Source organism: Ralstonia sp. 110700041-2 (genome assembly GCF_056280165.1).
Genome location: NZ_JBSFAI010000004.1, coordinates 34475 through 52023 on the forward strand (window position 1 = coordinate 34475; position 17549 = coordinate 52023).

At 66.5% G+C, this 17549-nt stretch carries 18 protein-coding genes; 9 read left to right on the forward strand and 9 right to left on the reverse strand.

What is annotated here, in order from left to right; translation table 11 throughout:
* Window positions 1-35: 35 nt before the first annotated feature.
* Complete coding sequence (locus tag ACUXH0_RS06910; protein ID WP_012436791.1) at window positions 36-1355, forward strand: MFS transporter; 1320 nt, start codon at window positions 36-38, stop codon at window positions 1353-1355.
* A 4-nt stretch (window positions 1356-1359) separates the two neighbouring features.
* Here the strand turns inward: ACUXH0_RS06910 and ACUXH0_RS06915 are convergent, their stop codons facing one another.
* The 5 genes from ACUXH0_RS06915 to ACUXH0_RS06935 form a co-directional block, all read right to left on the reverse strand.
* Window positions 1360-1791 (reverse strand): hypothetical protein, encoded by a 432-nt coding sequence (locus tag ACUXH0_RS06915; RefSeq protein WP_012436790.1) that lies wholly within the window; start codon window positions 1789-1791, stop codon window positions 1360-1362.
* 48 nt (window positions 1792-1839) lie between these two features.
* A complete protein-coding gene (locus ACUXH0_RS06920) occupies window positions 1840-2277 on the reverse strand; it encodes a carboxymuconolactone decarboxylase family protein (RefSeq protein WP_012436789.1) in 438 nt (145 codons plus the stop codon).
* A 79-nt stretch (window positions 2278-2356) separates the two neighbouring features.
* Window positions 2357-3814: a MocR-like pyridoxine biosynthesis transcription factor PdxR gene (gene pdxR / locus ACUXH0_RS06925; protein ID WP_012436788.1), complete on the reverse strand. Its 1458-nt coding sequence runs from the start codon at window positions 3812-3814 to the stop codon at window positions 2357-2359.
* 73 nt (window positions 3815-3887) lie between these two features.
* Complete coding sequence (locus tag ACUXH0_RS06930) at window positions 3888-5102, reverse strand: NnrS family protein (protein ID WP_182593819.1); 1215 nt, start codon at window positions 5100-5102, stop codon at window positions 3888-3890.
* 20 nt (window positions 5103-5122) lie between these two features.
* The gene (locus ACUXH0_RS06935) at window positions 5123-6328 is read right to left on the reverse strand and encodes a globin domain-containing protein (RefSeq protein ID WP_009239470.1); all 1206 of its coding nucleotides are present in this window, start codon (window positions 6326-6328) and stop codon (window positions 5123-5125) included.
* A 230-nt stretch (window positions 6329-6558) separates the two neighbouring features.
* Here ACUXH0_RS06935 and ACUXH0_RS06940 point away from each other — a divergent pair, with 230 nt between their 5' ends.
* The 3 genes from ACUXH0_RS06940 (at window position 6559) to ACUXH0_RS06950 (ending at window position 8164) form a co-directional block, all read left to right on the forward strand.
* The gene (locus ACUXH0_RS06940) at window positions 6559-7038 is read left to right on the forward strand and encodes an RrF2 family transcriptional regulator (RefSeq protein ID WP_004628449.1); all 480 of its coding nucleotides are present in this window, start codon (window positions 6559-6561) and stop codon (window positions 7036-7038) included.
* A gap of 182 nt (window positions 7039-7220) precedes the next feature.
* Window positions 7221-7598 (forward strand): DUF2795 domain-containing protein, encoded by a 378-nt coding sequence (locus tag ACUXH0_RS06945; protein ID WP_182593820.1) that lies wholly within the window; start codon window positions 7221-7223, stop codon window positions 7596-7598.
* 26 nt (window positions 7599-7624) lie between these two features.
* Window positions 7625-8164: a DUF4142 domain-containing protein gene (locus tag ACUXH0_RS06950; protein ID WP_024973913.1), complete on the forward strand. Its 540-nt coding sequence runs from the start codon at window positions 7625-7627 to the stop codon at window positions 8162-8164.
* Window positions 8165-8388: 224 nt separating this feature from the next.
* On the opposite strand, the gene ACUXH0_RS06955 is transcribed toward ACUXH0_RS06950, so the two are convergent.
* Window positions 8389-9840: a sensor histidine kinase gene (locus ACUXH0_RS06955; protein WP_182593821.1), complete on the reverse strand. Its 1452-nt coding sequence runs from the start codon at window positions 9838-9840 to the stop codon at window positions 8389-8391.
* Window positions 9818-10498, reverse strand: coding sequence for a response regulator (locus tag ACUXH0_RS06960; RefSeq protein WP_004628458.1), 681 nt, complete (start codon window positions 10496-10498; stop codon window positions 9818-9820). The genes ACUXH0_RS06955 and ACUXH0_RS06960 overlap by 23 nt, the downstream gene beginning before the upstream one ends.
* Window positions 10499-10645: 147 nt before the next feature.
* Between ACUXH0_RS06960 and ACUXH0_RS06965 the strand changes: the two genes are divergently transcribed.
* Window positions 10646-11695 (forward strand): ABC transporter substrate-binding protein, encoded by a 1050-nt coding sequence (locus tag ACUXH0_RS06965; RefSeq protein WP_182593822.1) that lies wholly within the window; start codon window positions 10646-10648, stop codon window positions 11693-11695.
* Between the two features lie 18 nt (window positions 11696-11713).
* Here the strand turns inward: ACUXH0_RS06965 and ACUXH0_RS06970 are convergent, their stop codons facing one another.
* The gene (locus tag ACUXH0_RS06970; protein ID WP_004628462.1) at window positions 11714-12841 is read right to left on the reverse strand and encodes a porin; all 1128 of its coding nucleotides are present in this window, start codon (window positions 12839-12841) and stop codon (window positions 11714-11716) included.
* 294 nt (window positions 12842-13135) lie between these two features.
* Here ACUXH0_RS06970 and ACUXH0_RS06975 point away from each other — a divergent pair, with 294 nt between their 5' ends.
* Window positions 13136-13570, forward strand: a complete 435-nt coding sequence (locus ACUXH0_RS06975; RefSeq protein WP_004628463.1) for a PaaI family thioesterase — start codon at window positions 13136-13138, stop codon at window positions 13568-13570.
* 23 nt (window positions 13571-13593) lie between these two features.
* A complete protein-coding gene (locus ACUXH0_RS06980; protein WP_182593823.1) occupies window positions 13594-14193 on the forward strand; it encodes a hydrolase in 600 nt (199 codons plus the stop codon).
* A gap of 4 nt (window positions 14194-14197) precedes the next feature.
* On the opposite strand, the gene ACUXH0_RS06985 is transcribed toward ACUXH0_RS06980, so the two are convergent.
* Entirely contained in the window at window positions 14198-15043 is an 846-nt protein-coding gene (locus ACUXH0_RS06985) for a helix-turn-helix transcriptional regulator (RefSeq protein ID WP_012436779.1), read from the reverse strand.
* A gap of 124 nt (window positions 15044-15167) precedes the next feature.
* Between ACUXH0_RS06985 and ACUXH0_RS06990 the strand changes: the two genes are divergently transcribed.
* Entirely contained in the window at window positions 15168-16634 is a 1467-nt protein-coding gene (locus tag ACUXH0_RS06990) for an MFS transporter (protein WP_182593824.1), read from the forward strand.
* Window positions 16635-16807: 173 nt separating this feature from the next.
* Entirely contained in the window at window positions 16808-17548 is a 741-nt protein-coding gene (locus ACUXH0_RS06995) for an aquaporin (RefSeq protein ID WP_182593825.1), read from the forward strand.
* The last annotated feature ends 1 nt before the right edge of the window (window position 17549 follow it).

Here is a 17549-nt window from a genome sequence, read left to right on the forward strand (position 1 = left end):
CGTGCGCCGCCTCCTCTCTTTCTTCGTTCGCCCTCATGCCTCTACTTGATTCCTCGCGCGAGCGCCGGTTGCTCTGGCTACTCGCGCTCACGCAGTTCACCGTCATCATGGATTTCATGGTGATGATGCCGCTTGGTCCCCAGATCATGCATACGTTTGGCATCGGTCCGGCGGCGTTCGCCACGGCCGTGTCGGTGTATTCGCTGTGCTCGGGTGCCTCCGGCCTGCTGGCCGCCACCTATGTCGACCGCTTCGACCGGCGCCGTCTGCTGCTGACCGTCTACGGCCTCTTCACGCTGGCCAACCTGGCCTGCGCGCTGTCGGGCAGTTACAGCATGCTGCTGTTCGCACGGGCGTTTGCGGGCGTCACGGGCGGTGTGCTCGGGTCGATCATCATGGCCGTGCTGTCGGACGTGATTCCGCCCGCGCGGCGCGGCGCGGCTACCGGCGTAGTGATGTCGTCGTTTGCGCTGGCGGCCATGGCAGGCGTGCCTGCGGGCATTGCCATTGGCGCGCATTTCGGCTGGTCGGCGCCGTTCTTCCTGCTCACGGCGCTCACGGTGCTGATCTGGCTGGGCGCGCGGCGGACCATTCCGCCGCTGGCCGAACATCTGGCAGGCAATCGCAGCCAGACGTTGGGCGAGGTGCTCTCGGGCCTGTGGCGGTTGCTCACCAACCCGCGCCACCTGCGTGCGTTCGTGCTGACTTTCGTGATGATGGGCTCGCACATGCTGGTGATTCCGTTCATCTCGCCGGTGCTGGTGGCCAACCACGGGGTGCCGCCGCAAAACCTGTCGTGGCTGTATGTGGCGGGCGGCGCGGCATCGTTTTTCAGCTCACGCGCCGTGGGCAAGCTGGCCGACCGCTACGGCCGCCGCCGCGTGTTCGTGGGCGCCGCACTGCTGGCGTTCATCCCGGTGCTGGTGATGACGCATCTGCCCGACTGGCCCTTCATCGGCATGCTGCTGTTCTTCCCGTTCTTCATGGTGATCCTCTCCAGCCGCATGGTGCCGATGCAGGCGCTGATGACCACGGTGCCGGCCCCGCAGGTGCGCGGCGCGTTCCTCTCGGCCAACAGCGCGGTGATGTCGGTGGGCACTGGCGTGGGGGCGTGGCTTGGCGGGCTGCTGCTGTCCGGTGGCGCCAGCGGCCGCATCGAGGGCTATGGCCTCAACGGCTGGCTGGCCGTGGCGGCAGGGTTGTTCTGCGTGTTCTGGGTGAGCCAGGTGAAGGGATCGGATGCGCAGGGCGACCCGTCGCTGGCTGCATCACCTGCAGCACCGGCATCCGCTGCACCCGCCGGCGCGTCCGGTCCGCAAACGGTGCCGCAAGCACCGCGCGCGGAAAAGGCCTGAGCGGTTATTCGGCTTCCAGCACCGTCTTCAGCTTCACGAGGTCCCGCTGCACCCATTCGGCATCGGCGTCGAACTGCGCGTCGTCCATGTTCGGTTGCTGAAACAGCGTGAGCGAGACAGTGGTGCCCGCGCCGTTGCGCACCACGCGCAGCGGCACGTAGATGATCGATCCGTCCGGCAGGCGGACCCAGTGATCGGCAATGCCAAAGGTGTTGGGCGGGCTGAAGCGGATGAACACGCTGCCTTCGTCGCTGCTGGGCGCGGCCTTGGCAATCCATTCATCGGGGGCCGCGCCCGAGCCCTGCGTAGCGGGGGCGAGCCCTTCCGACAGCCCGGTCGCCCAGATCGGAAAGTTCAGCGGCTCGGCCAGGAACATGGCCACGTCATCGAAGTGACGCTCGACGTTGATGCTCAGGGTGCGGACGTTGTGCAGCATGTGGCCTCCGTGTGCGGCGCGCGCCGTGGGAGGCAGTATATGCGCCGCTCAGGCGGGCAGCTTGCGAAAGCTGATGGCCAGGCGATTCCACGTGTTGATGGTGCTGACCAGCAGCGTGAGGTCGACCAGCTCGGCATCGGAGAACTGTGCGCGCACGGCCTGCCAGACGTCGTCGGGCACGCGCGTTTGTGCGACGAGGGTGACCGCTTCCGTCCACGCCAGCGCGGCGCGTTCTCGGTCGGTGAAAAACGGCGTTTCATGCCAGACGGACACGGTGGCCAGGCGGCGGTCGTCTTCGCCGCCCTTACGGGCATCGGCGGTGTGCAGGTCGACGCAATAGGCGCAGCCGTTGATTTGCGAGGCGCGCAGGCGCACGAGTTCAGTCAGCGGTTTTTCCAGCGTGCTTTTGGCGAGCGCTTTTTCCAGGCCCATGACCGCCTGGATGGCGGCGGGATTGCTTTGATAGAAGTCGAGGCGGGGTTCCATGAGATGGCTCCTGTGCTTGAGAACTGAAGCCAGTGTAGGCACCGCAGTGGCACCTTGGAATCGCCAATCCTCGCGAATATCAGGTAGCCACCTTGGCCAGCACCTCCGCCAGCTTGCCGAGGCCCGCGTCGATCTCCGCAACGTTCACGTGGCCGTAGCCGATCAGCAGCCCCGGCTGCGGCGGCCGCGCCACAAACATCCTCGCGGTGCCGTATAGCCCGACACCCACGCTCTCTGCCAGCTTGACGAGTTCGGCTTCGGGCAAGGGCGTCTGCAACTGCGCCGCCATGTGAATGCCCGCCGCCGACGGCACGGGCGTCAGCCACGGTGCCAGCGGACCACGCAGATGCCGCAGCAGCGTATTGCGGCGCACGGCGTATTCCTTGTGCATGCGCCGCAGGTACTTGCCGAAGTCGCCGTCGAGCATGAATTTGGCGAGCGCCGCCTGCATGAGCGATTCACTGTGCCAATCGGCCACCTGCTTGGCGTGCCGCAGCGGCGCCACCAGCGAAGCCGGCGGCACCACGTAGCCGATGCGCAGCTCCGGAAAGATCGTCTTCGAAAACGTACCCACGTATGCCACGCAACCGGCAGCGTCCAGGCTTTTGAGTGATTCCATCGGACGGCCGTCGAAGCGGAATTCGCTGTCGTAATCGTCTTCGATGATCAGCGCGTCATGGCGCTGCGCCCAGTCGAGCAGTTGCGCGCGGCGCGCCAGGCTCATCGGCATGCCCAGCGGAAACTGGTGCGACGGCGTTACGTAGACGAGCTTGGCGCGCTTGGGCAGCGCATCGACGACCAGGCCTTCCGCATCGACCGGCACCGGCACGACCTTGGCACCCAGCGCCTGCAGCGCAATGCGCGCGGGCGGGTAACCCGGGTCTTCAATCGCCACCGTATCCCCGGGGCGCACGAGCACGCGAGCGATCAGGTCGATGGCCTGCTGCGCGCCCTGGGTGACGACAATATCGGCCCACGCGCACACCACCGCGCGGCTGAATGCGAGATACCGCGAGATGGCCAGGCGCAGCGCCTGGTCGCCCGCAGGGTCCTGATAGCCGCCACGCCCGCGTGCCTGCTGGCGCAGCGCATGCGCAACACAGCGGCGCCACACGTCGAACGGGAAAAGGCGCTTCTCCGTCACCCCGCCAACAAAATCGTGGAGGATATTCTCGCGCGGCTGGGGCAGCACCGCCGGCATGTTGTTCCACGGCGTGTCGAAGATGCGTGGGGCTGGCGTGGGCGACGCAAGTTGCGCCGCAGGCGAGGCGGCCGGCGTGCGAGCGCGCAATCCTTCGGTGGCTTCGGCCACAAACGTGCCGGAGCCGGCGCGCGGCTGTAGATAGCCTTCCGCAATGAGGCGCTCGAATACGTCGAGCGTGGTCTTGCGCGACACACCGATCTGCAGCGCGAGGTCGCGCGTGGAGGGCAGACGCTCGCCCGGCACGAGCCGACCATCGAGGATGGCGGTGCGGAGTTGTCGATAGAGTTGGCCGGCAAGGTCGTGCCGGCCGTGGATCGTCAAATGAACATCCATCGTGGGCGCAGTGTGCGAAGGGGCTGCGCCATTCTACGGAAGCCGCCGGAGGCGGAAAGGGCAGGGGTGAAGCTCAGCCTTCCCGGCCGTCAGCGCGCGGCGCCATCAGCCACGGCGTGTAGCGCCACAGGTACGTCGCGAACGCCGCCACCCACAGCAGGCTCGCCCCGCCGATCCACACCTCGCGCGGCAGCAACGCCGGGCCTGCGACGCGCACGAGTGCAGCCAGCGCGACGGCAGCGTAGGTGAAATGCTCTGCCCGGCCCGTGCGCAGCATCCGGCCGGTGTGGCCCAGCGCGGTGCGCGTGATCATTGCGATGATGGCGCCGCCGATGGCTCCTGCCGTGAGCGCATGCAGCGCGGTGGAACGGTCGCCCCAACCGAGCGCTGCGGCAGCCAACATGGCAAAGCCGATGGGCAGGAAGGCATACGCCACATGCAGGATGGAGACGATGGGCGTGCGCAGCGTGCGGCGCGTGTCCCAGCCGGCCCAGCGGACGGCCTGCACGACTGCTGCCGCCGCAAACACGATGGCCGGAACGATGCCTTGAAGCGGCGTCGCCAACATGGCAACGGCGAGCGCCGTCGCCGGCACGATAGCGCGCTCGGCCCACACTACGCGGCGCACGTGCACGCCAGGGACCGCGTTTGACGTGAACATCGGGATGACGCGCCCGCCAATGACCGTGACAAACAGGCACACCAGCCCAGCGGCCCCGTCGAGGCAGCGCAATGCAGCCAGTGGCGCGTCCCAAGCCAGCGCCGCATGGAACGCCGCGTTGATGGCACCGAGCACAAGCAGCGCGATCGCCAGGCCGTAGTTGCGTGCGCTTTTTGCGCGCCGCAGAACGCGCAGGAACGCCACGCCGCATGCCGGCAGGAACGCCACATCCGCCGCCACCGCAAGCGGCACGGGGCCCGTCCACATCAGCACACGCGCCGCCAGCCACAGCGCCGCCAGCCCAGCGAGTTGCGCGCCTTGTGGCGTCTGCAGGCCCGTCCAGTTTTTGCCCGCCGTGAAGAGGAAACCCACCACCACTGCCGCCGCAAAGCCGAACACCATCTCGTGCGCATGCCAGAACAGCGGCGCCATGGTGGCGGGGCCCTGCGCCGCCGGCAGCACCCCCAGCAGCAACGCTGCCCACAACGCCATCCCCAGCGCGGCAAAGGCGGCTGCCAACAGGTAGAACGGCCGGAAGCCGAGCGCGAAGACGGCCCGCCCCGTGTAAGGCAAACGGCTTGCCGGGTCGGGCTGGCCGATGGTGAGCAACGGGGCTTGGCGGGGCATGGTGATTTCCGTGGTTCAGGTCAGAGGATGTCGTCCAGCAGATCGGGGCCGAACACTTCGCGGTGGATGCGCTCCGACGGCACGCCGCTGGCGAGCAACGCCGCACGCTGTGCCTGCATGAACGGCAGCGGGCCGCAGAGATAGAAGTCCGCTTCCGTCCCGTGGTCGCGCACGAACGTGTCGACCGTCATGCGGCCGGGGTGGGCCGGGCGCTGCGCGAATTCCGCGTCTTCGCCGGACTCCAGGAATACGTGCGCCTCGAATGCAGGCAGCGCTTGTGCGGCACGCTCCAGATCGTCGGCGTGGGCAACATGCGAGGCCGCGCGACTGGCGTGGCTGAATACGATCTTGCGCGCGCTGTTCTGCTGCGCGAGCGTGTTGAGCGCCGAGATCATGGGCGTGATGCCAACACCGGCCGACATCAGCACGATCGGGTTGCTGGTCGCCAGTTGCGGCACGAAGTCACCGTAGGGTTGGCTGACCAGCAGGACGTCGCCTTCGCGCGCATTGGCGTGCAGCCAGCTCGACACGGTGCCCGCAGGGCGATCGGCGTCACCCGCATCACGCTTGACCGAGATGCGCCATGTGCGGCCATTCGGCGCATCCGACAGGCTGTACTGACGCTGCTGCAGTGCGCCCGGCGCCAGCTCCACCTGCACCGAGATGTATTGACCCGGCAGGAAATCGGCCAACGGCGCATCCCCCACCGCTTCGAGCGTGAGCGACACCACATCTTCGGCCTGTTGGCGGCGGCTGACAATGCGCACCGGCTGACGATGGTCGGGCCCGCTGCCGGTGTGCTGATACAGGCGCGCTTCAGCCGCGATCAGCTCGGCGGCGAGCAGCCAGTAGGCCTCGTCCCAGGCGGCGAGCAGGTCTGGTGTGGCGGCGTCGCCCAGCACTTCGGCAATTGCGCCCAGCAGGTGGCGCGCGACAATCGGGTAGTGGCTCGGCTTGATGCCCACAGCGGCATGCTTGTGCACGATGCGGTTGACCACGGGCGCCAGCGCCGCGTTGTTGCCATGGTTGGCGGCGTACGCAAACACCGCCGAAGCCAGCGACTGCTGCTGCGACCCATTGGCCTGGTTGCCCATGTTGAACACGTTGGTCAGCTCGGGGTGGCTGGCGAACATGTTGCGATAGAAGGTCTGGGTGATGGTCAAGCCATGCTCGCGCAGCACCGGAACGCTGGCATCGATGTAGGGCTTGGACTTGTCGGACAGCATGCTGGACTCCAAATATGCGTGAAATATGCAACAAATAAGACGGGGGGCGCCGTCACGCTTTTTTCTGGATGGCCTGGTGCTCAGGCAACCGCTTGCATTGAATTCTATTAAACGTATATTTGTGATGCAACAAATTGACCTGCGGCAAACCGGCGCATCTTGTGCGCAACTTCCCGATAAGATGTGCCTCTCATGAATGTTTCTACCTGCGGCAACGCCGCACGCCCGCCATGCGACTGACCGACTACACCGACTACGCCCTGCGCACGCTGATCTACGTGGCCGTGCACCCGGACGAGCTCGTCACGATCCAGCGCATTGCAGATGCCTTCGACATTCCCAAGAACCACCTCATCAAGATCGTCCAGCAGCTTGGGCAGGACGGCTTCCTGCATACCGTGCGGGGGCGCGCGGGGGGCATCACGCTCGGCCGCCCGGCCGCCGAAATCAACCTCGGCGATGTGGTCCGCGCCACCGAGCCCGACTTCCGCATGGTCGAGTGCTTCCACGGCGACGACAACCACTGCGTCATCACGCGCGTGTGCGGCCTGCGTGGCGTGCTGCACGCGGCGTTGCGGGCGTACTTTGAGGTGCTCGACGGCTATACGCTGCAGGATCTGGTCGACAAACCGAATGCGGTCAGCCGCGCATTGGGCGAGGCACCGCTGCCGATGCCGCGTGCGGCCCGGCGCAAAGGCGTTGCAGCGTAGGCGCTCGTCGGAGTTGCAGTAGCACAGCACTGAAGCACGATGTCGGGCCTACGTAACTAAGCTGTCGCCCGCCCCCCCAGCTCTTTCCACCCCGCCGCACCGCAGGCATGTTCACTGCTGCGAAACGGTCGTTGGCCGCGCCATTTCCGGTGACGGCCGATCAACCGACCAGCCGAGGTGCCATGAAACCCACGCGCGACAAGAGCAAGCACGCGTCGCACTCGAAATCGACGTCGCAGAGCAAACGCAGCAGCGCATCGGCCAAGGAGCGCGGCGGGCACGCCAGACACGGCAGCGCCGGCAAATCCTCCGAACGCGCCGGTGCCAAGTCGCATGAGCGCGGCGGCCACGGCGGCGGGGATGAACACGCAACGCACTCGCCGATCGGCATTCAAAAGGCCCTGAAGGGCGCGTCCTACCCGGCGAAGAAGCAGGCGCTGGTGAAGACCGCGCAGGCCAACGGCGCAGATGACAGCACACTGAAGACGGTGCGCGACATGCCCGACGACGAATACGACACGCCGGCCGCTGTTTCGAAGGCCGTCAGCAACGAAAAGTGATGCGCATGCGCGCAGGAGGACGACTCATGAACAGATCGACACAGCATATTGGAGTGCAGCGCGTTGCCGCGTTGTTTCTGGCAGGTGCACTTGGCTTTGGCGGTGGGCTGAGCGTGGCGCGGGCGGCGGTGGACAAGTCCGACACCACCTTCGTCACCAAGGCTGCGGCCGCCGGGATGCTAGAGGTTCAGGCGAGCCAGGCGGCGATTACACGCGCAGGCAATCCCGACGTACGCGCCTTTGCACAAAGGATGGTGAAGGACCACACCACCGTTGGCGACGAACTCAAGACGCTGGCCGGCAAGAAGGGCATCGCAGTGCCAGAGAGCCTGCCCGCCGACGAGCGTGCGAAGGTGGACAAGCTCAATGCACTGGAGGGTGCCAAATTCGACAAGGCCTACGCCGACGAGGTGGGCGTGAAGGCCCACAAGGAAGCCGTCTCGTTGTTCGACAAGGCCTCGAAGGACGCGAAGGACCCCGACATCAAGGCATTTTTCGCGCACAACCTGCCGGCCCTGCGTGAGCATCTGCAGATGGCGGAGCAGTTGAAAACCGCAGCGAAATGATTCCGCGGGTTGAACCCATCATTGATCGAGGTGACCATGAATGGCCGACACCTTCCTGGCCGATGGGTTCGAGACCGATGCCCGACCAGAAGACCGCGGTGACGGAAAACGCCGCGCACTTCAAGGCCATCAACGGTCGCAACTACAACGATCTGTGGTTCTACTCGAACCCGGTGTTTGTGTCGGTGCAGTAAGTGCGGAAGCCGTAAGGCAGGGGCGGTGATTTACCCTGCAGCGGGCGCGCTCGTCCGCCGCAGCCAGACCGTCACCGCCAGCCCGATGCCACCGGGCCCGGGCGCCAGCGCAATCTGGCCGCCCATGCGATCGACGATCTGCCGCACGATCGCCAGGCCCAGGCCAGTGCCCTGGGTCTGCGTGCCGTCCAGACGCGTAAAGCGCTCGAACACGCGTGTGTACGCCTCGGGGGGAATGCCGGGGCCGTTGTCGGTCACGGTCAGCATCGCCCAACCGTAGTCCGCCGACACCTGCACCGTCACGTGGCCGCCTTCCTGCGTGTAACGCACAGCGTTGTCGACCAGGTTGAACAACAGGGCGGCAATCAGCGTGCGGTTGCCCGACGTCCATACGGGCTGCTCGGCAGGTTCGATCCCCAGATCGATCCGGCGGCCATCGGCCAGCAGCGCCAGGTCTTCCAGCACGGTGCGCGCCACATGCGAGAGGTCGACGGCCTCGCTCGTCGCGGCCGATGCTTCGGCCTGAGACAGCAGCAACAAGTCGTTGATGAGGTCCGCCAGGTTGCGTGTGCTGGTTCGCGCGGCCTTCAGGACTTCATGCAGCGCGGCATCGGCGTTCGTTTGCGCCGCCACCTGCATCTGCGTATCGAGAATTGCCAGCGGCGTGCGCATCTGGTGCGCAGCATCGGCAATGAAGCGCTTCTGCGTGATCGCGTTGTCGGCAATGCGCTGCAGGTACTGGTTGAACGCGCCGGCAATCGGCTGCAGCTCGTGCTGCAGGCCGTCGGGGTCGAGCGGCGCGAGGTCGGTGGGCGCCCGTGCCGACACATTACCGGCCAGCCGCAAGATCGGCCGCAACTCCAGGGTCAGGCCGATGAGGATCATCGCCAGCGCCAGCCCCACGAGCGCGAGCTGGCGCACGGTGGCGGGCCACCACAGCTGGCGGATCATCGCGTCGCGCCCGTTCATGGTTTGCGCGACGTGCGTGACGACGCGTTCGGTGCGCCCGGCGTCGTACATGGTGCGCACCACGGCGGCCACGTGCACCGGCTGGCCCTCCACGGTATCGGTGTAGGTGCCGGCATCGGCCAGGCCGGCGGCGTCAAACGCGGGGCGCGTGCCGAAGTCGAGCCGCCCGGCCAGCAGGCGGCCGTGCTCGGTGCTGACCTGGTACGTCACCTGATCGCGCACCGGGGTTTCGGGCGCGGCAAACACGGCCAGCGCAGCCGGCGGCACCGACACGCGCAGGCGGCCTTCGTCCCATTCGATCTGCCCGCTGATCATCTGGGCGGCCGTGTCCAGCGCATGAAAGTGTACGAGATCGGCGTTGTGGCGTGCGGCGGCCAGGTCGAGCCAGCCATCGGCCGCCACATAGACGACCAGCGGCAACGCCAGCCATAGCACCAGCCGCGCACGCAGGCTGCGGGCACGCGCCGGGGCGGACTGCGCCGGCGCTTGATCAGGACTGCGCGGCGGAGGCATCGCGCAGCAGGTAACCAAGGCCGCGCAGCGTGACGATGGTGGCGGCGGAATGCTCCAGCTTCTTACGCAGACGGTGGATATAGATCTCGATGGCCTCGGGGCTGGCTTCATCGTCCATGCCGAACACGCCGTTCACCAGCGCCGGTTTGGACACCGTGCGACCCAGCTTGAGCATCAGGATTTCAAGCACCGTGTGCTCGCGTGCGGGCAGCACCAGGGGCTGGCCAGCCAGATTGAAGGTGCGGCTGCCGGTGTGGTATGTCAGGTCGCCGCATTGCAGCTCGACAGACTGATCTGGCGTGCTGCGCCGCACCAGCACCTGAATCCGCGCAATCAGCTCGCGAATCTCGAATGGTTTGACGAGGTAGTCATCGGCGCCGGCACCCAGGCAGGCGACCTTGTCGTCGATCCCGCCGCTGGCTGTCAGGATGAGCACCGGCACCGGGTTGCGCCGGCCGCGCAAACGTTGCAATACACCTTGCCCTGACAATGTAGGCAATTGCAGATCGAGCAGCACGACGTCGTAGTGTTGCGTCAGCAACAGGGTATCGGCGGATTCGCCATCGCTGGCGTGATCCACGGTGAATTGGGCGCGGCGCAGGGCTTCGGACAGCCAGTGCGCCAGCGGGGCGTTGTCTTCGATCAGGAGCAGCTTCATGCGAAAACAGCGCGTCTGGAAAATGAAAGCGATTTGTGGGTTGCCGCTTCCTAGAATGGTGGCGGCTGCCTACGCGCGCCGGAGGCATCACTCACCAGATCCGGACCGCGCGATACCGATATCTACAAAAGAGCCGGAGACAACTCAATGGGTGTTTTTACCTGCACGACCGCCCGCGCACACGGCGTCCGGGGCTGGATCACGCCGTGGCTCGCTGCCCTTCTGGCAGTGACAACTTCGCATGCTCTCGCACAAGACCCGACGCGCCTGACGCTCATGGTCAGCGGCACCGCCAAGATGATCTACCTGCCGGCCACGCTGGCGCAACGTCTGGGCTATTTCCGCGACGAAGGGCTCGAAGTGGAACTGCTCTCGCAGCCCGCCGGCGTTGATGCGGAGAGCGAACTGCTCACCGGCTTTGCGCAAGGCGTGGTCGGCTTCTATGACCACACCATCGACCTCCAGGCCAAGGGCAAGGAAGTGCGCGCCATTGTCGTATTCAGCCAGGTGCCGGGCGAAGCGGAAGTCGTGTCGACACGCTTGCCGGCGACGATGCAGTCGATGCGTGACTTGCGCGGCCGCACGCTGGGCGTGACGGGGCTGGGTGCATCCACGAGCTTTCTCACGCGCTACCTGATGGTGCAGCAGGGGCTCTCGGCCGGCGACTACACCATGCTGCCGGTTGGCGCGGAACACAGTTTCGTCACTGCGCTGCGCAACGGCCGCATCGATGCAGGCATGACCACCGACCCGACGGTCTCGCGCCTCGTGCACAGCGGCGAGGCCCGCGTGCTGCTCGACTTGCGCACGCTCGAGAGCACACGAGCGGCGCTCGGCGGTTCGTACCCGGCCGCGTGCCTGTACCTGCAGACCGCATGGCTGGAAGCGCATCCGGACATCGCTGCCAAACTGGCCCACGCATTCGTGCGCACCCTGCATTACATGCACACGCACGGTGCAGAAGACATTGCCGCCCGCATGCCGCCTGAATTCCGGCGCGATCATCCCGAGCTGTACACAAAAGCGCTTGCCGCCGCGTTGCCCACCTTCAGCACCGACGGACGCATGCCGGACGACGGCCCACCCACCGTCCTGCGCGTCCTCGCCGCCAGCAATGCCAACGCGCGCGACAAGCACATCGACCTCTCGCGCACCTACACCAACAGGTTTGTCGATCAGGTGCGCGAGCGCCGCTAGCTCAAGCCAAACAGGCGCTTAGAAGCGCGTGCGCATACCGACGGCGAACTCCGTCTGGCTGTTGTGGCCGTTGGTGCCGCCCACGATGTACTGATCTTTCAGCTTCATGTAGTCAGCCGCGACGTAGAACTCCGTGCGCTTGGACACGTGGTAGAACACCGAGCCGTACAGCGTGTTCTTACGGCCGCTGCCCGCTGCCGTGGCACCCGCAACGTTGGCATAAGCGTTGAGCGTGTTGCCATCGGCGCTGAACGCGGCGTTGCCGGCCTTCATGATCTGGTAGCCGATTTCGTAGTCGAAGGCGCCTTGCGGAGCGATCTTCAGCGACACGGTGTAGGCGTCGTCCTTGCGGTTGCCCAGTGCGGCCGGTTGCTCGCCGGTGTAGTGGAAGTAGCCGGCGTTCACGCGGAACATGCCGAAGATCACGTTGCCGCCCACCGAGTACGAGCGGTCCATGAAGCCGTTGACCTTGGCTTGCTGCGCGAAGCCTGCGAGGTGGAAGTTGTCGCCGTTGTAGCCCAGCGCCAACGATTCGGTGGTGCCTTGCGTAAACTGGCCCGGCACTTCACCAAACTGATAGCCCAGGGCCGTCAGGAAGCGGCCGCCCCACATCTTCTTCCACACCACGCCGTTGTTCATGCGCGTACCGGTGGCGCTGCCTGCGTAGAAGATCAGCTGCTTGAAGTTGTTGACGTTGGTGTAGCCGCCTTCGTCCAGACCGACTTTCTCGCTGGTGTACGGGTCGCCGTAGATCCCAGAGATGTCACGCGCAATCGCGTTCTGGCGGCCGAAGGTCAGCTTGCCCAGCGATTCGCTCGACAGACCCACCCAGGCGTCGCGGTTGAACAACACGCCCGGGGTGTCCATGTTGCCGGTCGGCGTCTCGAATTCCGATTCCAGCTTGAAGATGGCCGACGTGCCGCCGCCCAGATCTTCCTTGCCGGTCAGGCCCCAGCGGCTGCCCGAGAACCAGGGCACCTGGAAACCGGTGGTGCGCGCGCCCGCGGCGTTGGTGTTGTTGACGGTGCTGATGGTGGTGTCGATCAGGCCGTAAAGCGTCACGTTTGACTGGGCATGGGCGGCGCTGGCGGCCAGCGTGGCCGCGGCAGCTGCAGTTGCCGCAAGGGCAAACTTGATGCGGGACATTGAAGTCTCCTTCCTTTGTGGGTGATGGTGTCCGGTCGTGATGCCGGCTTCGGGAAACGCGCAACGGCAGTGGGTCAGGCCGCCGATGCAATCGCTGGGCGAGCGTAGAAGGGGGCACCTTTCTGGAGCCTTTCGCGTCGGCGTGCGCGCAACGCTAGGGTCTACCCGTATTGGGGCATGCGCAGACGCGCGGTTGTTGCGTCGCCCAATGCAATGCATTGCAGCCCCGGCAATCGGCCTCGCGGTAGAGTGTCGAGTCACCTCGTCTCATCTCACCTCCACCAGACCCCGCCCATGCATCCGTCCCAAATGACCGGCCTGCAACTGCTGCAGGCCATGTCGCACGGTGATCTCCCGCGCGCGTCCATCAGCGAAACCATCCCGATGACGATGGATGTCATCGAAGCGGGCACCGTGCACTTCGGTGCCCAGGCCGACAAGCGCCACCTCAATCCGCTGGGCGGTGTGCACGGCGGCTTTGCGGCGACGGTGCTCGACTCCGTGACCGGCTGCGCCGTGCATTCGATGCTCGAAGCCGGCGTCGGCTACGGCACGGTTGACCTGAACGTGAAGATGGTGAAGGCCGTGCCGGTGGATACACCGCTGGTGGCCGTTGGGCGCGTGCTGCATCTCTCGCGCACGATCGGCGTGTCGGAGGGCACGCTCAAGACGCAGGACGGCACATTGCTCGCGCACGCCACGGCAACGTGTGTCATCCGCCGTCCGTGATTCCGATTGACCTGGAGCACCTGATGTCTGAACCGCTGCAAACCCTGTCTGCCTTGTCTGCGAAAACCACCGCGCTGGTGCTGATCGACCTGCAACGCGGCATCCTGCCGTTTGCCCAGGGGCCGCACTCCGCCGAGCAGGTATTGGGCGCATCCGCCAGGCTCGCCAAGCGCTTTCGCGAGCTGGCTGCGCCCGTGGTGCTGGTGCGCGTGGGGTGGGCGCCGGACTACGCCGATGCGCCGCGCCAGCCCGTCGACCGGCCCGCGCCCACACAGCCGGGCGGTCTGCCGGCGCAATGGTGGGAACAGCCCGCCGAGCTGGAAGTCGCACCCACCGACATCCAGATCACCAAGCGCCAATGGGGCGCGTTCTACGGCACTGAACTTGATCTGCAACTGCGCCGTCGCGGCATCACCACCATCGTGCTGGGCGGTATCTCGACGCATGTGGGCGTGGAATCGACCGCGCGCGCCGCGTGGGAGCACGGCTACGCGCTGGTGCTGGCCGAAGATGCGATGAGCTCGAACGATGCGGCCATGCATCGGTCGTCGGTGGAGAACGTATTCCCGCGACTGGGCCGCGTGCGCGACACCGGCACCATCCTCTCGGCCTTGACGGCCTGAGCTTTCAGGCCCCGTCCCCGACGGGCACGTACAGCACCATGCGCAGGCGCGGGTCTTCCATTACCGGCAGGCCGATGTAGTCGTAGCGGACGACCTGGCCGCCGGGCGTGCGGATCAGCTTATGTTCTGCACGCTGGGCGCGCACTTCGTGCTGACGCCACCACGTATCGAACTCGCGGCTGCAGGCGCGCAGCCGGTCGACCAGCGCCACGAGCACCGGGTCGTCTGCATGCGGGTCGTACACCGCGCGAAACTTCGCCAGCATGCGGCGCGCCTCGTTTTCCCACTCGACAAAACGCTCGCGCGCATTGGCGTACAGGAACATGTAGACCAGCGAGTTGCGGTCTTCCGGTGGCATCGTGCCGAAATCCATGAAGAGTTCCGAGGTCGCCTCGTTCCAGCACAGCAGCTCCGTGCGATAGCTGCGCACGTGGGCGGGCAAGACCATGCCGGCAACGGCCCGGCGCAGGACATCGGGCACTGCTTCGGCGGCTGAACGCCCGGACGCCGCAGCCGCGGCACCCGTCAAGACCGACTCCGCGCGCGCCAGGCCCCGCATGTGCGCGCGCTCATCCGAAGACAGCTTCAGCGCCCGCCCGATCGCCTCGATGGTCGCCACCGAGGGCCGCACGTCGCGCCCCTGCTCGATGCGCACATACCAATCGATGCTGATGTTGGCGAGCTGCGCGACTTCTTCCCGGCGCAGGCCGGCGGTACGGCGGCGCCCGCTGCCCTCGGGCAGCCCCACGTCCTGCGGACGCAGATGGCTGCGGCGGCTGCGCAGGAACTCGCCCAGCTCGTTGCGGGGCGCGGCGGGCAAGGGCGCAAGGTCGGCGGTGAAATCGTCCATGGCGGTATTACACACGCTGGCATGCGCAGGTGGGAGGGACAAGCTAATCCTAGGTTAATCCTAGCTCTGCATCGAATCGGCTCGCGCACCTACGCTGCGTTCATCCCTCTTTCCGGAGCCGATCGTGACCTGCCTTTCTTCTGCTTCCTCCGTATCCGAACCCCGCCGCTGGCTTGCCTTTGGTGTGATGGTGACGGCGCAATTCATGTTCATCGTCGATGCGTTCATTGCCAATGTGGCGATCCCGAGCATCCGCACAAGCCTGCATGCCACACCCGCGCAACTCGAGGCCGTGCTGGCGGTGTACCAGCTTGGCTATGCGATTCTGCTCATCACTGGCGGCCGTCTGGGCGATCTGTTCGGTCGCAGGCGCGTCTTCCTGCTCGGTCTCGTCGCCTTTACCGCCACCTCGGCCGGTTGTGGGCTGGCAGGCAGCGCGGCGGCGCTGATCGCATGGCGTTTCGCGCAGGGCCTGTCGGCCGCGATGATGGTGCCGCAGGTGCTGGCGAGCGTGCAGGCGCTCTTTGCCGGCGCCGAGCGCGACCGCGCGCTGTCGATTTTCGGCCTGGTGATGGGCACCGGCGGGGCGGCCGGGTTGCTGGTGGGCGGCGCACTCACCAGCGCCGACATCGCCGGGCTGGGCTGGCGCTCGGCCTTCCTGATCAACGTGCCGGTCGGTTTGACTGCCGCGCTGCTTAGCTGGCGCTGGATTCCGCACCCGAGCGCCGACGCAGCAAAGGTGCATCTCGATACCACCGGCGTCGTGTGGATGGCCGTGAGCGTAGCAGCCGTGCTGGTGCCGCTGCTGTTCGGCCGCGAACTGCACTGGCCGGGGTGGACGCTGGCACTGCTGGTCGTAGGCGTACTGGGCATGGCAACGTTCCAGCAGCTCGAGGCCCGTGTCGACCGCGCCGGCGGGACGCCGCTGCTGCCGCCCTCCTTGCTGCAGCATCGCGCCTTCATGACGGGCCTGACGGCGTCGGCGCTGCACTACATCGGGATGATGGCGTTCTTCCTGGTGCTGACGCTGTATCTGCAGAACGGGCGGCAGCTGTCTGCGGTGCGCATGGGCGTTGCCATCCTGCCCCTGGCGATCACCTTTCTGATGACGTCGCGGGTGGCGAATGCGCTGGTGCGGCGCCATGGCGTTCGCGCGCTGCTGGCGGGCCTCGGCCTGATGGCGTTGGGGCTGCTGGTGCTGCTGTCGGGCTTCGGTACGGAATGGGCGCACCCCGCCGCGCCGAGCATGATGCGCATCGGGATTGCCGTGGCGCTGTACGGGGCAGGGCAAGGCCTGGTCGTCGTCCCGCTGATCGGCCTGGTGCTGACGGGCGTTGCGCGTACGCAGGCCGGCGCAGCGGCGGGGCTGCTGATTACCGCGCAGCAGTTGGCAGGCGCACTGGGCGTCGCCTGTATCGGCGGGCTGTATTTCACCTTTGCCGCTGCCGGCGGCGCCAACGGCATGGCGCGCGGCACGATGGCGGGATGCATCGCCATGCTGGCAGCGCTCGGCGCAGCGGCCGTGGGCTTTGCGCGGCTCGGGGCACAGCAGCGGCAACTGGCGGCCGCTAGCGCGGCAAGTCCGGCCTGAGCCGCACCATCAAACCACTTCCACCATTCGATACTCGGGCGCGCGACACAAGCGCGCCCGCGTGCATTGATCGGCTGCAGTGGACATTCCACACTCCCGCGCGATGCGCTTGGCATTGCTCGCCTTCTTCCTGCATGGCCACTGTTTCCCACCTTCGTACCGCGGCTTCGGCCATGTCTGCTCCACCGTCCCTGGCTCGCCGCATCGTCGCGGAAGGGCTTGGTACGGCCTTGCTGATTGCGGTGGTGATCGGCACGGGCATCCACGCAAGCCGGCTCTCCGGCGGCGATGCCACCTGGACGCTGCTGGCGCAAGCGCTGGCCGGTGGCGCCGGTTTGCTGGCGCTGCTGACGGTGTTCGCGCCAGTGTCGGGGGCGCACCTGAACCCGGCGGTCACGCTGTCCGCGTTGCTGCGGGGCGGTCTGCGTGGGCATGAGGCGCTGGCCTATCTGGCTGCACAGGCCGTGGGCGCCGCGCTGGGTGTGGCAGCCGCGCATGCCATGTTCGGCATGCCGGCGTGGGCAGCAGGCACGCACGCCGCCACAGGGCCCGCGCTGTGGTGGAGCGAAGCGCTGGCAACGTTCGGACTGATCGGGGTTGGCATCGCATGCGGCCGTCATGCGCCAAAGCAATTGCCGCTGGTGGTGGCCGCCTATATCGCGGCCGGGTACTGGTTCACGTCGTCGTCATCGCTGGCCAACCCCGCGTTGGCTCTTGCCTGCGCGCTGACCGACGGCCCCTCCGGCATCCGCCCCGGCGATGTCCCGGGCTACATGCTGGCGCAACTGGTGGGCACGTTGCTGGCAACGCCGTTGTTCAATTGGCTGATGGGTGTGGACGCAGCACCCGCGCTGGCATCCGGCACCACCATCGCACCAGCGCAAGCCGTGCCGATGCATCGCCAGGCAAGTTGAT

What these genes read in the sequence shown, in the direction of transcription:
- ACUXH0_RS06910 (WP_012436791.1), top strand. Translation starts at nt 36, where the DNA reads ATGCCTCTACTTGATTCCTCGCGCGAGCGCCGGTTGCTCTGGCTACTC.
- ACUXH0_RS06915 (WP_012436790.1), bottom strand. Translation starts at nt 1,791, where the DNA reads ATGCTGCACAACGTCCGCACCCTGAGCATCAACGTCGAGCGTCACTTC.
- ACUXH0_RS06920 (WP_012436789.1), bottom strand. Translation starts at nt 2,277, where the DNA reads ATGGAACCCCGCCTCGACTTCTATCAAAGCAATCCCGCCGCCATCCAG.
- pdxR (WP_012436788.1), bottom strand. Translation starts at nt 3,814, where the DNA reads ATGGATGTTCATTTGACGATCCACGGCCGGCACGACCTTGCCGGCCAA.
- ACUXH0_RS06930 (WP_182593819.1), bottom strand. Translation starts at nt 5,102, where the DNA reads ATGCCCCGCCAAGCCCCGTTGCTCACCATCGGCCAGCCCGACCCGGCA.
- ACUXH0_RS06935 (WP_009239470.1), bottom strand. Translation starts at nt 6,328, where the DNA reads ATGCTGTCCGACAAGTCCAAGCCCTACATCGATGCCAGCGTTCCGGTG.
- ACUXH0_RS06940 (WP_004628449.1), top strand. Translation starts at nt 6,559, where the DNA reads ATGCGACTGACCGACTACACCGACTACGCCCTGCGCACGCTGATCTAC.
- ACUXH0_RS06945 (WP_182593820.1), top strand. Translation starts at nt 7,221, where the DNA reads ATGAAACCCACGCGCGACAAGAGCAAGCACGCGTCGCACTCGAAATCG.
- ACUXH0_RS06950 (WP_024973913.1), top strand. Translation starts at nt 7,625, where the DNA reads ATGAACAGATCGACACAGCATATTGGAGTGCAGCGCGTTGCCGCGTTG.
- ACUXH0_RS06955 (WP_182593821.1), bottom strand. Translation starts at nt 9,840, where the DNA reads ATGCCTCCGCCGCGCAGTCCTGATCAAGCGCCGGCGCAGTCCGCCCCG.
- ACUXH0_RS06960 (WP_004628458.1), bottom strand. Translation starts at nt 10,498, where the DNA reads ATGAAGCTGCTCCTGATCGAAGACAACGCCCCGCTGGCGCACTGGCTG.
- ACUXH0_RS06965 (WP_182593822.1), top strand. Translation starts at nt 10,646, where the DNA reads ATGGGTGTTTTTACCTGCACGACCGCCCGCGCACACGGCGTCCGGGGC.
- ACUXH0_RS06970 (WP_004628462.1), bottom strand. Translation starts at nt 12,841, where the DNA reads ATGTCCCGCATCAAGTTTGCCCTTGCGGCAACTGCAGCTGCCGCGGCC.
- ACUXH0_RS06975 (WP_004628463.1), top strand. Translation starts at nt 13,136, where the DNA reads ATGCATCCGTCCCAAATGACCGGCCTGCAACTGCTGCAGGCCATGTCG.
- ACUXH0_RS06980 (WP_182593823.1), top strand. Translation starts at nt 13,594, where the DNA reads ATGTCTGAACCGCTGCAAACCCTGTCTGCCTTGTCTGCGAAAACCACC.
- ACUXH0_RS06985 (WP_012436779.1), bottom strand. Translation starts at nt 15,043, where the DNA reads ATGGACGATTTCACCGCCGACCTTGCGCCCTTGCCCGCCGCGCCCCGC.
- ACUXH0_RS06995 (WP_182593825.1), top strand. Translation starts at nt 16,808, where the DNA reads ATGTCTGCTCCACCGTCCCTGGCTCGCCGCATCGTCGCGGAAGGGCTT.